General features: G+C 72.4%; 15 protein-coding genes. 14 read left to right on the top strand and 1 reads right to left on the bottom strand.

Annotated features, from left to right (window positions below; genetic code table 11):
- Positions 1–32 precede the first annotated feature (32 nt).
- The 6 genes from ACSGDB_RS09975 to hisF all read left to right on the top strand — a co-directional run bounded on the left by ACSGDB_RS09975 (position 33) and on the right by hisF (position 3,921).
- Positions 33–686 carry a riboflavin synthase gene (locus tag ACSGDB_RS09975; RefSeq protein WP_434994492.1) on the top strand — a complete coding sequence of 218 codons (654 nt, stop codon included), beginning with the start codon at positions 33–35 and terminating at the stop codon, positions 684–686.
- Positions 683–1,330, top strand: a complete 648-nt coding sequence (gene ribB, locus ACSGDB_RS09970) for a 3,4-dihydroxy-2-butanone-4-phosphate synthase (protein ID WP_434994480.1) — start codon at positions 683–685, stop codon at positions 1,328–1,330. The genes ACSGDB_RS09975 and ribB overlap by 4 nt, the downstream gene beginning before the upstream one ends.
- Positions 1,331–1,379: 49 nt before the next feature.
- Positions 1,380–1,865: a 6,7-dimethyl-8-ribityllumazine synthase gene (gene ribH, locus ACSGDB_RS09965; RefSeq protein WP_434994479.1), complete on the top strand. Its 486-nt coding sequence runs from the start codon at positions 1,380–1,382 to the stop codon at positions 1,863–1,865.
- A gap of 71 nt (positions 1,866–1,936) precedes the next feature.
- The gene (locus tag ACSGDB_RS09960) at positions 1,937–2,200 is read left to right on the top strand and encodes a phosphoribosyl-ATP diphosphatase (protein ID WP_434994478.1); all 264 of its coding nucleotides are present in this window, start codon (positions 1,937–1,939) and stop codon (positions 2,198–2,200) included.
- 92 nt (positions 2,201–2,292) lie between these two features.
- The gene (gene hisG / locus ACSGDB_RS09955; protein ID WP_434994476.1) at positions 2,293–3,138 is read left to right on the top strand and encodes an ATP phosphoribosyltransferase; all 846 of its coding nucleotides are present in this window, start codon (positions 2,293–2,295) and stop codon (positions 3,136–3,138) included.
- Positions 3,139–3,150: 12 nt separating this feature from the next.
- On the top strand, positions 3,151–3,921 hold the full coding sequence (gene hisF / locus ACSGDB_RS09950) for an imidazole glycerol phosphate synthase subunit HisF (RefSeq protein ID WP_434994475.1): 771 nt from the start codon (positions 3,151–3,153) through the stop codon (positions 3,919–3,921).
- A 117-nt stretch (positions 3,922–4,038) separates the two neighbouring features.
- Here hisF and ACSGDB_RS09945 read toward each other — a convergent pair whose 3' ends face one another.
- Complete coding sequence (locus ACSGDB_RS09945; RefSeq protein ID WP_434994474.1) at positions 4,039–4,680, bottom strand: TIGR03085 family metal-binding protein; 642 nt, start codon at positions 4,678–4,680, stop codon at positions 4,039–4,041.
- A gap of 82 nt (positions 4,681–4,762) precedes the next feature.
- Between ACSGDB_RS09945 and hisI the strand changes: the two genes are divergently transcribed.
- The 8 genes from hisI to lgt all read left to right on the top strand — a co-directional run bounded on the left by hisI (position 4,763) and on the right by lgt (position 12,187).
- Complete coding sequence (hisI, locus tag ACSGDB_RS09940) at positions 4,763–5,200, top strand: phosphoribosyl-AMP cyclohydrolase (RefSeq protein ID WP_434994473.1); 438 nt, start codon at positions 4,763–4,765, stop codon at positions 5,198–5,200.
- A 3-nt stretch (positions 5,201–5,203) separates the two neighbouring features.
- Positions 5,204–6,757: an anthranilate synthase component I gene (locus tag ACSGDB_RS09935; protein WP_434994472.1), complete on the top strand. Its 1,554-nt coding sequence runs from the start codon at positions 5,204–5,206 to the stop codon at positions 6,755–6,757.
- On the top strand, positions 6,754–7,542 hold the full coding sequence (locus ACSGDB_RS09930) for a Trp biosynthesis-associated membrane protein (protein ID WP_434994470.1): 789 nt from the start codon (positions 6,754–6,756) through the stop codon (positions 7,540–7,542). Before ACSGDB_RS09935 ends, ACSGDB_RS09930 begins: the two co-directional genes overlap by 4 nt.
- 70 nt (positions 7,543–7,612) lie before the next feature.
- Positions 7,613–7,918, top strand: coding sequence for an HGxxPAAW family protein (locus ACSGDB_RS09925; protein WP_434994469.1), 306 nt, complete (start codon positions 7,613–7,615; stop codon positions 7,916–7,918).
- The gene (trpC, locus tag ACSGDB_RS09920; RefSeq protein WP_434994468.1) at positions 7,919–8,746 is read left to right on the top strand and encodes an indole-3-glycerol phosphate synthase TrpC; all 828 of its coding nucleotides are present in this window, start codon (positions 7,919–7,921) and stop codon (positions 8,744–8,746) included.
- 122 nt (positions 8,747–8,868) lie between these two features.
- Positions 8,869–10,224, top strand: coding sequence for a tryptophan synthase subunit beta (gene trpB, locus ACSGDB_RS09915; RefSeq protein ID WP_434994490.1), 1,356 nt, complete (start codon positions 8,869–8,871; stop codon positions 10,222–10,224).
- Positions 10,221–11,057 carry a tryptophan synthase subunit alpha gene (gene trpA / locus ACSGDB_RS09910; RefSeq protein WP_434994466.1) on the top strand — a complete coding sequence of 279 codons (837 nt, stop codon included), beginning with the start codon at positions 10,221–10,223 and terminating at the stop codon, positions 11,055–11,057. Before trpB ends, trpA begins: the two co-directional genes overlap by 4 nt.
- Complete coding sequence (gene lgt, locus ACSGDB_RS09905; protein WP_434994465.1) at positions 11,054–12,187, top strand: prolipoprotein diacylglyceryl transferase; 1,134 nt, start codon at positions 11,054–11,056, stop codon at positions 12,185–12,187. The genes trpA and lgt overlap by 4 nt, the downstream gene beginning before the upstream one ends.
- Positions 12,188–12,404: the final 217 nt, after the last annotated feature.

Raw genomic sequence — 12,404 nt, 5'->3', positions numbered from 1 at the left:
GCCCTCCACCACCCCACGCGAAGGAAGTACCAGTGTTCACAGGAATCGTCTCCGAGCAGGGCAGCGTCGTCTCCCTGGAGCTCACGCCCGATGGGGAGAGTGCGCTCCTCGTCTTCGAGGCACCCGACACCGGCCGTGACCTCGCACCGGGTGCCTCGATCGCCGTCAACGGCGTCTGCCTGACGGCCGTCACGCTCGACGGCGGACGCGTGGGCGTCGACGTCATGGGGGAGACTCTGCGCCGCACCACCACGGGCGGCCTGCAGCCCGGCGCTCCGGTGAACCTCGAGCGGTGCGTCCCGGCCGGCGGGCGCCTCGACGGTCACGTGGTGCAGGGCCACGTGGACGGCATCGGCATCCTGCTGGAGCGCGAGGACCTCGGCGCCTGGCACCGGCTCCGCTTCGGGCTGCCCGCCGCGCTGGGACGCTACGCCGCGGAAAAGGGCTCCGTCGCGATCGACGGCGTCTCCCTGACCGTCACCGCCGTCAGTCCCCCCGAGGACTCCGACCAGTGGTTCGAGGTGGGGCTCATCCCGACCACCCTCCGCGAGACGGGCCTCGGCGCGAAGGCCGTCGGTGACCCGGTGAACCTGGAGATGGACGTACTCGCGAAGTACGCCGAGCGGCTCCTGGGCTTCGCCGCCGTCGACGCCCGCCGGGACGCTCCCGCCGGGGGTGCACGGTGACGGGAGCCGCACCGGTGCGCCTGGACCCGATCGGGGACGCCATCGACGCCATCGCCGCCGGCCGCGCCGTCGTCGTGGTGGACGACGAGGACCGCGAGAACGAGGGCGACATCGTCTTCGCCGCCCAGGACGCGACGCCGGCGCTCATGGGCTGGACGGTGCGCTGGACGTCCGGCGTGCTCTGCGTGCCGATGCGCGCCGACGACGCCGACCGGCTGCTCCTGCCGCCCATGACCGTGGTCAACGAGGACGCGAAGGGCACGGCCTACACGGTCTCGTGCGACGCCGCGGCGGGCGTGAGCACCGGGATCAGCGCCGCGGACCGTGCCCGCACGGCACAGGTGCTGGCCGATCCCGCCAGCAGCCCGCTGGACCTCACCCGGCCCGGCCACGTCTTCCCCCTGCGGGCCGCGGCCGGCGGCGTCCGCGAGCGGGCCGGGCACACCGAGGCCGGTGTGGAGCTCAGCGTCCTGGCGGGCAAGCGGCCGGCGGCCGTCATCGCCGAACTCGTCCACGACGACGGCGACATGATGCGCCTGCCCGCGCTGCGCCGCTTCGCCGACGAGCACCGGCTCCCGCTCGTCTCGATCGAGGACCTCGTGGCCCACGTGCGGGCGCTCGAGGACCACCGGCACACCGCCTGACCCGGCACCCACCGACACATCCCTGCAGCACACCAACCGAAGGAGAACCATGAGCGGCCACGGAGCCCCCAGCATCGACGTCAGCGCCCTGACCACCCCGGAGGGTGCGCCCCTGCGCCTCGCGATCATCGCCGCGAGCTGGCACACGCAGATCATGGACGGTCTGCTCGACGGCGCCCGCCGGGCCGCGGCGGAGGCCGGCGCCGAGGTCACCGAGATCCGGGTGCCCGGCAGCTTCGAACTGCCCGTCGCAGCCGCGCGCCTCGCGCCCCGCTTCGACGCCGTCGCCGCCCTCGGCGTCGTCATCCGCGGCGGCACGCCGCACTTCGAGTACGTGTGCCAGGCGGCGACGTCGGGCCTCACCGACGTCAGCGTCCGCACGGGCGTGCCGGTGGGCTTCGGGGTGCTCACCTGTGACACCGAACAGCAGGGACTGGACCGTGCAGGCCTGCCGGGTTCCTCCGAGGACAAGGGACACGAGGCCGTGTCGGCCGCCCTGGCGACGGCCGCCGTCCTCCGCGCGTCGGAGCGATGAGCACGGAGGCGTCCGTCACAGGACGCGGGCCGCGTGTCGCGGCGGGCGCGCGAGCCGATAACCTAGGAGGTGTGAAAACCTTTGATTCCCTGTTCGAGGAACTCAGCGCGAAGGCGGTCGAGCGCCCCACGGGGTCGCGGACCGTGGCGGAGCTCGACTCGGGCGTGCACGGCATCGGCAAGAAGGTCGTCGAAGAGGCCGCCGAGGTGTGGATGGCGGCCGAGTACGAGTCCGCCGGCGAGGCCGCGGAGGAGATCTCCCAGCTGCTCTACCACCTGCAGGTCCTCATGCTCGCCAAGGGGCTCACGCTGGAGGACGTCTACAAGCATCTGTAGCCGCACCGGGCGCCCTCCGTGCCCGCCCGCGGCTCCTGCCCGTCCCTGTTCCGGCGTCCCCGCCTGAACGTGTCCACCAGCGAAAGATCCCCATGCTCCGTGTAGCAGTCCCCAACAAGGGCGCCCTCTCCGAGGCCGCCTCGTCCATGCTCGCCGAGGCCGGCTACCGCCAGCGCCGCGACTCCCGCGAACTCGTGCTCGTCGACCCCGAGAACGAGATCGAGTTCTTCTTCCTCCGCCCGCGGGACATCGCGGTGTACGTGGGTTCGGGAACCCTGGACGTCGGCATCACCGGCCGCGACCTCTTCCTCGACGCCCAGGTGAAGGCCGAGGAGCTCATGCAGCTCGGCTTCGGCGCCTCCACGTTCCGGTTCGCCGGCCCCGTCGGGGACTTCTCCACGGTGGACGAGCTCGAGGGCCGCCGCCTGGCGACCAGCTACGAGGGCCTCCTGAACGACTACCTCGCCGCGCGCGGCATCACCGCGTCGGTGGTCCGGCTCGACGGCGCCGTCGAGTCCTCGGTGCGCCTCGGCGTGGCGGATGCCATCGCCGACGTCGTCGAGACCGGCAGCACCCTCCGCGCCGCAGGCATGGAGATCTTCGGCGAGCCCATCCTGCAGAGCGAGGCCGTGCTGATCGGGCGGTCCGGGGCCGAGGCGCCCGCAGGCCTCGACGTGCTGCTGCGGCGCCTGCAGGGCGTCCTCGTGGCCCGCCAGTACGTCATGATGGACTACGACATCCGGAAGCACCTCGTGGACGAAGCCGCGGCCCTGACGCCGGGCCTCGAATCCCCGACCGTCTCCCCGCTGCGCGACTCCGAATGGGTCGCCGTCCGCTCCATGGTCAAGCGCCACCAGACCAACCGGGTCATGGACGAACTGTACGAGCTCGGCGCGCGCGCCATCCTCGTGAGCACCATCCACGCCTGCCGGATCTAGGGGAGAGCAGCCATGACCGTCGCCATCCGCGTCATCCCCTGCCTCGACGTCGACGCCGGGCGCGTGGTGAAGGGCGTCAACTTCGAGGACCTGCGCGACGCCGGGGACCCGGTGGAGCTCGCGCACCGCTATGACCGCGCCGGCGCCGACGAGCTCACCTTCCTCGACGTCACCGCCTCCTCGGGCAACCGCGAGACCACGTTCGACGTCGTCGCGCGCACCGCGGAAGAGGTCTTCATCCCGCTCACCGTGGGCGGAGGGGTCCGCGAGATCACCGACGTCGACCGCCTCCTGCGCTACGGAGCGGACAAGGCGTCCATCAACACCGCCGCCGTCGCACGCCCCGCGGTGATCGACGAGATCACCGCGCACTTCGGCGCGCAGGTGCTCGTGCTCTCCCTCGACGCGCGGCGGACGCGGGACGTGGCCACGCCGTCCGGGTTCGAGGTCACCACGTACGGAGGCCGCAAGGGCACCGGGATCGACGCCGTGGCCTGGGCGAAGGAGGCCGCCGACCGCGGGGTCGGGGAGATCCTGCTCAACTCGATCGACGCCGACGGCACCAAGGAGGGCTTCGACCTCGAGCTCATCCGTGCCGTGCGGGCCGCCGTCGGGGTGCCCCTCATCGCCTCGGGCGGCGCGGGCAAGCCGGAACACTTCCCGCCGGCGGTGGCGGCCGGCGCCGACGCCGTGCTCGCCGCGTCGGTCTTCCACTTCGGCCCGGTGGACGCGATCGCCCAGGTTAAGGCCGCCATCCGCGAGGCGGGGTTCCCCGTCCGCTAGATCTCCGACCCCGCTGGCCGGGCATCCGGCGCGGCGGCCCAGACCCGTGGGGGCGTTCCCCCGGAAACGGGCACCCGGCGCGGCGGCCCAAACCCGTGGGGGCGTTCCCGGGTGTGACTAGATGCCGACGGCGGCGCTCTGGAGCAGGGCGACGGCGTCGGGCTGGCCCTCGAAGGTGACCAGGGCCTGGGTCCGCCCGTGTGCGTGCATGAGCAGCTCACCCGGGTCGCCGACGATCGCCACCGACACCGGCGCACGCTTGGCGACGTGCCGGGGACCGTCGGGGCAGACCAGGACGATTCCCAGATCCACGCCGCGGTACAGGAACGCCGCGCGCTTGACGAGTTCCTCCCAGAGCGCGTTCGCGTACTCCCCGTCCAGGGCGCGCGGCGCCCAGCGCGTGGTCGCCCGGCGGATGTCCTCGGTGTGCACGAAGTACTCGATCAGGTTGGCGCTCCTGTCGACCGCGTTCACGCGCATCGGCGAGAGGGCGGGCGGACCGGCCAGGAAGCGGTTCACGAGGGCCTCGTAGGCCGCCGGCGTCGTCGCCAGCTCCGCCGTCCGCCGCGTGGCGCGCTCGGTCGCGGGGGACAGCGCGCGGATCACCATGCCGAGGCCCAGCGCCGGCCGGTGCTCGCGGAGGTAGAGGTGCGCGGCAAGGTCGCGCGTCTTCCACCCCTCACACAGCGTGGGGGCGTCAGGACCGGCTGCAAGGAGAGTCTCGGCCAGGACCTCGCGGGACGGGGTTACATAATGCATCACTGCTGAACGTAGCACGGCGGACCGGTCGGGGGCAGGGCCCACCGGTGCTCCCGCGCGGCCCGCACTAGAATCAGGGGTGATGCTCTCCTCCACCCCCTTCCCGAACCGCACCGACCCCTCCGCCGAGCCCGGCCCGGAGGGCGGTCCCGCCCTCGACCCCGCGATCGCCGACGCCCTGAAGAAGGACGACGCCGGCCTCGTCGCGGCGGTCGTCCAGCAGTACGACACCCTCGAGGTCCTGATGCTGGGCTGGATGGACGAGGAGGCGTTGCGGCGGACCCTGTCCACGGGCCGCGTGACGTTCTACTCGCGCTCCCGCGCGGAGTACTGGCGCAAGGGCGACACCTCCGGGCACCGCCAGTGGGTCAAGGGCGTGGCCCTCGACTGCGACGGCGACGCCCTGCTCGTCACGGTGGACCAGGAGGGCGCCGCCTGCCACACCGGGACCCGCACGTGCTTCGACGGCCGCGCCCTGCCCGCCGAGACCGCCCTCCGTCCCGACCCCGAAGGACTCTGACCGATGCAGCACCTGGGCACCATCAGCCCCACCCTCGAGGAATTCCGCGAGCTCGCCCGGGCGCGCCGCGTGGTCCCCGTGCACCTGACCGTCCTCGCGGACGCGCACACGCCGATCGGGGTCTACCGCAAGCTCGCCGCCGGGCAGCCCGGAACGTTCCTCATGGAATCGGCGGCCGTCGGCGGCGTCTGGTCGCGGTACTCCTTCATCGGGTCGCACTCCCGCGCCACCCTGACCACACGGGACGGGCAGGCGCACTGGCTGGGAGAACCGCCGGCCGGCGTGCCCGTGGACGGGAACCCGGTCGAGGCCCTGCGGCTCACCGTCGAGGCCCTGCAAACCGAGCGGTTCCAGGATCTCCCCCCGTTCACGTCCGGGATGGTCGGTTTCGTGGGGTGGGAGGCGGTCCGGCACTGGGAGCGGCTCACGAGCCCCCCGGAGGACGACCTCCTCCTCCCGGAGCTCGCGATGTGCCTGGTGTCCGACCTCGCCATCCACGACAACTCGGCCGGCTCCCTGACCCTCGTCGCCAACGCGATCAACTTCGACAACACCGACGAGCGCGTCGACGAGGCCTGGCACGACGCCGTCGCGCGCATCCAGCGGATGCTCGGGAAGCTCGTCGCCCCGGCCGAACTCGCGGTGTCGGTGATGGCGCCCGACGCGCCGGGCGCCGAGGCGTCGATGGACCGCGTCCGCGAATCGTGGTTCGAACCGGACTACCTGGCGGCGATCGAGCGCGGCAAGCGGGCCATCGTGGACGGCGACGTGTTCCAGGTGGTCATCAGCCGGCGCTTCGAGATCGAGTGCTCCGCCTCCGCCCTGGACGTGTACCGGATCCTTCGCACCACGAACCCCAGCCCGTACATGTACCTGTTCAGCCTCGAGGACGCCGACGGGCGCGGCTACTCGATCGTGGGCAGCTCGCCCGAGGCCCTCGTCACGGTGACCGGGGACGAGGTCATCACCCATCCCATCGCCGGGTCGCGGCCCCGGGGGAGGACCACGGAGGAGGACCGCGACCTCGCCGTCGAACTCCGCGCCGACACCAAGGAGATGGCCGAGCACCTCATGCTCGTCGACCTGGCCCGCAACGACCTCTCGAAGGTGTGCACCCCGGGGAGCGTCGACGTCACGCAGTTCATGGAGGTGGAGAAGTTCAGCCACATCATGCACCTCGTGTCCACCGTGGTCGGGCGGCTGTCGCCGTCGAAGAGCGCCTACGACGTCCTCGCCGCGACCTTCCCCGCCGGCACGCTCTCCGGGGCGCCGAAGCCGCGCGCCCTGCGCCTCATCGACGAGGTGGAGCCGCACCGGCGCGGGATCTACGGCGGCGTCGTGGGCTATCTTGACTTCGCCGGCGACATGGACATGGCCATCGCCATCCGGTCGGCCCTGCTGCGGGACGGCAGGGCGTACGTGCAGGCCGGCGGGGGCATCGTGGCCGACTCCGTGCTCGAGGCGGAAGCGCTCGAGACGGTGAACAAGGCAGCCGCACCGCTCCGGGCGGCCCTGACCGCGGCCGCCCTGCGACCCGCGACGGCGGACCTCCCGTGAGCGCCGCGGAGCGCTCCGCCGCCGGCCGCCTCACGCGCCGCGGCACCGTCGTGCTCGGCATCGTGGTGCTCGCGCTGCTCGCCTTCGGCACGACGACGCAGACCTGGCTCACGGTGCGTCTGCCCCAGGACGCCGTCCAGACCCCCGATCTCGCCATCGCCGGCAGCGACGCGGCGACGCCGGTCACGGCGTTCGCCCTCGTGGCACTGGCCGCCGCCCTCGCCGTCTCGATCGCGGGGTCCGTGGCCCGCTGGATCATCGCCGGCATCCTCGTCCTCTCCGGGATCGGGATCGCCGCATCCAGCGCAGGCGTGGCCCTCGATCCGTCCACCGCCGCCGAACCGGCCATCGGGACGGCGATCGGTGTCAGCGGCCTCGCCGACGCCGAAGCGGCCTCCACGGCGATGCCCTGGGTCGCCGCAGGGGCCGGGGTCCTCCTGGTGCTCGCAGCCGCCTGGGTCGTGCTCGCCGGGCGGACCTGGGTGGCCAGCCGGCGGTACGACAGCGGTGCGTCCCGCACCGTCCCCGCCGAGCCGGGGCGCGTGCCGCCCGGCACGCCGGCGCCCTCGACGGGTGACGTGCCGCCCGGCGTCGTGCCCGAGGACGACGCCGCCGCCGCTCCCGAGGACGTCGCCGCTCCCGGTGCGCTCCCCGACAGCGTCCAGGGCGCCGTCGGGGACCCGGATCCAGGGCGGGGCAGCCGGCGTCCGCCGCGCGCGAGTGCCCACGCCGACGAGATCGACAGCTGGGACGAGCTCTCGCGCGGCAACGACCCGACCCGCTGACCCAGGGCGGGACCGCCCGCCGCCCCATCAATGGCAGAATGGGACATGACCCGTTCGAAGGAGATTACCCATGGCATCCGAGACCAGCGCCAGCGCCACCCGCAACACCCCGGCCACCCACGCCCAGATGGGTGACGAGACGATCGGGCACGGCAACAGCCCCGCCGCGTGGACCTGCGTGCTGATCATGCTGGTCGGTGCCGCGATCGCCTCCTTCGCCTACATCCTCGCCAGCACCGAGGGCAACCACGACTTCGGCACCCTGCTCTTCTGGGGCGGCATCGGCCTCATGTTCGTGGGCCTGATCGTCGGCTTCGTCATGCGCAAGATCGGCTACGGCGTGGGTGGATCGAAGCTCAAGAACAACGGCCACTAGATGACGGTCCTCGACGACATCATCGACGGCGTCCGCGAGGACCTCGCGGAGCGCCGGCGCGCGCGGCCCCTCGATGACGTGCGCGCGGCGGCCCTCGCGGTCCCCGCCCCGCTCGATGCGTTCGCGGCCCTCGGCGCCGGTCAGGGCGGAGCCGTGGCGGTCATCGCCGAGGTGAAGCGCAGCAGCCCGTCCAAGGGTGCCCTCGCGGACATCGCGGACCCGGCCGCCCTGGCGGGCCGGTACGAGCAGGGCGGCGCGGCCGTCATCTCCGTGCTCACCGAGCAGAGGCGCTTCGGCGGATCCCTTGCCGACCTCGACGCCGTCCGCGCGGCGGTGTCGCTGCCCGTGCTCCGCAAGGACTTCACGGTCGACGAGTACCAGATCTGGGAGGCGCGCGCCCACGGCGCCGACGTGGTGCTGCTGATCGTCGCGGCGCTCACCGACGAGGAGCTGGGCGCCTTCCTGGCGCTCACCACCGACCTCGGGATGCACGCGATCGTCGAGACGCACACGGCGGACGAGGTGCGCCGTGCCGTGGCGGCCGGAGCCTCGATCATCGGCGTCAACGTGCGCAACCTGAAAACCCTCGACATCCACCGGGAGGTCTTCGCGGAACTCGCGCACCTCATCCCATCCGGGACCGTGGTCATCGCCGAATCAGGGGTGCGGGACGCCGCCGACGTCGCCGGGTACGCGGCCGACGGAGCGCACGCCGTGCTGGTGGGAGAGGCACTGGTCCGCCACAGCGACCCCGCCGCGACCATCGACGAGTTCAGGCGCGCCGGCAGGGACGCCTGGCGGGGCGCGGGCACGGCGGCACGCGGCTGACCGGGAACCGCCCCGGCAGAGCGAGCAGTACACGGACCGGCCACCCCGGTCCGCCAGGACCCGGACGGCACCACCGGCCGGGTCAGGACCAACAGGACAGGAACGCTGAAGTCATGACCGATATGCATCAGGAGACGGGCCGCGACGGCACGGACGTCCGCGCAGGGGACGCCATCGACGCCGGAACGGCCGAAGCCTTCCTCAGCCACGACGAGAGCCTCCGCCATGCTCCCGGTCCCTACTTCGGCTCCTACGGCGGACGATGGATGCCCGAGTCGCTGATCGCCGCGCTCGACGAACTCCAGGACACCTTCGACAAGGCCAAGGCAGACCCCGAGTTCACGGCGCAGGTCGCCACGCTCAACCGGGACTACGCCGGCCGGCCGTCTCTCCTCACCGAGGCGAAGCGCTTCGCCGAACACTGCGGCGGGGTGCGCGTCTTCCTCAAGCGCGAGGACCTCAACCACACCGGCTCGCACAAGATCAACAACGTGCTCGGCCAGGCCCTGATCGCCAAGCGCATGGGCAAGACCCGCGTCATCGCCGAGACCGGCGCCGGCCAGCACGGCGTGGCGAGCGCGACGGCGGCAGCCCTTCTCGGCCTCGAATGCGTCGTCTACATGGGCGCGGAGGACACGCGCCGCCAGGCGCTCAACGTCGCCCGCATGCAGCTGCTCGGCGCGACGGTCATCCCCGTGACCAACGGCTCCCAGACGCTGAAGGACGCCATCAACGAGGCGCTGCGGGACTGGGTGGCGAACGTCGAGACCACTCACTACCTGCTCGGCACCGCGGCGGGCGCCCACCCCTTCCCGTCCATGGTCCGGTACTTCCACGAGGTGATCGGCGACGAGGCGAGGGAGCAGATCCTGGAGCAGACGGGCAAGCTCCCCGACGCCGTCTGCGCGTGCGTCGGCGGCGGATCGAACGCCATCGGCATGTTCCATGGGTTCCTCGACGACCGCGAGGTGGCCCTGTACGGCTTCGAGGCGGGCGGCGACGGCGTCGAGACCGGTCGCCACGCGGCCACCATCACCCTCGGCCGCCCCGGGGTGCTCCACGGTGCGCGCTCCTACCTGATGCAGGACGAGGACGGCCAGACGATGGAGTCCCACTCCATCTCCGCCGGCCTGGACTACCCGGGCGTCGGCCCCGAACACGCCTACCTCGCCGACATCGGGCGGGCGCACTACGAGCCCATCACCGACGCCGAGGCGATGGAGGCCTTCAAGGTCCTCAGCCAGACCGAGGGGATCATCCCCGCCATCGAGACCGCGCACGCCCTCGCCGGTGCCATGAAGGTGGGACAGCGCCTCGCGGCGGACCTCGGGCCGGGGGAGAAGGCATCGGACAGGATCGTCGTCGTCAACCTCTCGGGCCGCGGTGACAAGGACGTGGCGACCGCCGCGGAATACTTCGACCTCCTCCCGGACGACAGTGCCGAGCAGGAGATCGCCCAGGAGGGTGAACAACTGTGACCACGCATCCCGCCGCTGCCCCCTCGACCGGTCCCGCCACCGGATCCAAGGCCGCCGCCGCCATCGAGAAGGCGCGCGGCGAAGGCCGCGCCGCGCTCATCGGCTACCTGCCGGCCGGCTTCCCCGACGTCCAGACCACCATCGACGCCGGCATCGCCATGGCGCGGAACGGCGTGGATCTCATCGAGATCGGCATCCCGTACTCGGACCCGGTCATGGACGGGCACGTCATCCAGGAAGCGACCGTCGAGGCACTGGACAACGGCTTCACCGTGCCCCGGATCTTCGACGTCGTCCAGGGCATCACGAGCGCCACGGACGCCGCCGTCCTCGTCATGACCTACTGGAACCCGGTCATGCGCATGGGTGTCCGCGAGTTCGCCGAGCGTCTCGCTGCAGCCGGCGGCGCCGGCCTCATCACGCCCGACCTCATTCCCGACGAGGCCTCCGAATGGCTCGAGGCCTCCGACGAGTTCGGCCTGGACCGCGTGTTCCTCGTCGCCCCGTCCACCTCCCCGCAGCGCATGCAGGACACCGTCGACGCCAGCAGGGGGTTCGTCTACGCCGTCTCCGTGATGGGCGTGACCGGCGCGAGGACCTCGGTCGGGGCCGCCGCCCGGGCCGTCGTCGACGCCGCGCACGCCGCCGGTGCCGAGCGGGTCTGCGTGGGCCTCGGGGTCTCCTCCTCCCAGCAGGTCCGTGAGATCGGCGCGTATGCCGACGGCGTCATCGTGGGCACCGCACTCGTCGCCGCCCTGCGGGACGGCGGGGTGGACGCCGTCGCCGAGCTCACGCGCGAACTGGGCACAGGCACGGGCAAGGCGACCGCGTGATCGGCGGCAGCCTCGCCGCGTCCATCCCCAGCCCGCCCGCGGAATGGGCGAGCTTCAGCCTCGGGCCCGTCACCATCCACGCGTATGCCCTGTGCATCCTCGCGGGCATCATCCTGGCGCTCCTCCTCACACAGAAGCGGTTCGTCTCGTTCGGCGGCCATGCGGACGCCGTCTGGGACATCGCCATCTGGGCCATCCCGTTCGGCATCGTCGGCGGGCGCCTGTACCACGTGTTCTCCTCCCCGGATGCCTACTTCGGTCCGGACGGGGACCTCGCGCGCATCCCGCAGATCTGGCAGGGCGGCCTGGGCATCTGGGGTGCCATCGCCCTCGGGGCCGTCGGCGCCTGGATCGGCGCCCGGCGCGCGGGCGTCAAGCTGTCGGCGTTCGCTGACGCCGCCGCGCCCGGCGTGCTGCTCGCGCAGGCCATCGGACGCCTCGGCAACTGGTTCAACCAGGAGCTCTTCGGCGCGCCCACCACGCTGCCGTGGGGGCTCGAGATCGACGCCGACAACGTGAACTTCCCGCCCGGCGCGGACCCCGGTACGCTGTTCCACCCCACGTTCCTCTACGAACTGCTCTGGAACCTCGCCGGCGTGGCCTTCCTGCTGCTGCTCTCGCGGCGGATCACCCTGCGCGGGGGCCGCATGTTCTGGCTCTACGCGGCCTACTACACGCTCGGACGCGTCTGGATCGAGGCCCTCCGCATCGACGACGCCGAGATGATCACGCTCTTCGGCGTCACGCAGCGCCTGAACGTGTGGACCAGCATCGCCGTCTTCCTCGTGTCCGTCGCCGTCCTCGTCTACCTGTCGGTCAGGCGGGACCGCGTCAGGGAGCTGGAGGTCTACCTGCCCGGCCGCGAACCGCAGCCGGCGGACCGGAGCGCGGACGGCGCCGACAGGGACTCCGAGGAGGCCACGACGGCCGGTGGCCCGGAGGACGATCCGGAGCCCGCCGCCGGCCGAGCGCCGGCTCCGGACTCCCCGGACGCCGGGTCCGCGGAGCCGCGCGAAGACGCCCGCGGGGGCGCCTCCCGTAACGCTTCGGACACAGGCAGCCACGCCTCGGACACGGGTCAGGGCGGGAAGAACCGCCGTGGTAATCTTTCGGAAACAGACGGCTCCTGAGTAGACGATCGCGTACTCGGGGCCCCGCGGAAGCGGAGCCGCGGGAATCGGTCCCCGACAGCAGTCCCCGGGCCACCGCCCCTCAAGGACGCAACACCACACTGTTGTGGACCCCTGGTGCGACGACCGGATCACCCTCCGGGCCCGCATCGGCATCACCGGCGTCGAACGCCCTCAGCACGTGCCCGCCAACAGCGCCGGGCACCACCAGCGGAGG

Source organism: Arthrobacter sp. Ld5 (genome assembly GCF_051172775.1).
GTDB lineage: Bacteria > Actinomycetota > Actinomycetes > Actinomycetales > Micrococcaceae > Arthrobacter_D.
Note: the sequence above shows the minus strand (reverse complement) of the source record. Positions and strands in the feature narration are given on the sequence as shown.

Coding starts and splice junctions, on each gene's coding strand:
- ribH (WP_434994479.1), top strand. CDS start 1,380: ATGAGCGGCCACGGAGCCCCCAGCATCGACGTCAGCGCCCTGACCACC.
- hisG (WP_434994476.1), top strand. CDS start 2,293: ATGCTCCGTGTAGCAGTCCCCAACAAGGGCGCCCTCTCCGAGGCCGCC.
- hisF (WP_434994475.1), top strand. CDS start 3,151: ATGACCGTCGCCATCCGCGTCATCCCCTGCCTCGACGTCGACGCCGGG.
- ACSGDB_RS09945 (WP_434994474.1), bottom strand. CDS start 4,680: ATGCATTATGTAACCCCGTCCCGCGAGGTCCTGGCCGAGACTCTCCTT.
- hisI (WP_434994473.1), top strand. CDS start 4,763: ATGCTCTCCTCCACCCCCTTCCCGAACCGCACCGACCCCTCCGCCGAG.
- ACSGDB_RS09935 (WP_434994472.1), top strand. CDS start 5,204: ATGCAGCACCTGGGCACCATCAGCCCCACCCTCGAGGAATTCCGCGAG.
- ACSGDB_RS09925 (WP_434994469.1), top strand. CDS start 7,613: ATGGCATCCGAGACCAGCGCCAGCGCCACCCGCAACACCCCGGCCACC.
- trpC (WP_434994468.1), top strand. CDS start 7,919: ATGACGGTCCTCGACGACATCATCGACGGCGTCCGCGAGGACCTCGCG.
- trpB (WP_434994490.1), top strand. CDS start 8,869: ATGCATCAGGAGACGGGCCGCGACGGCACGGACGTCCGCGCAGGGGAC.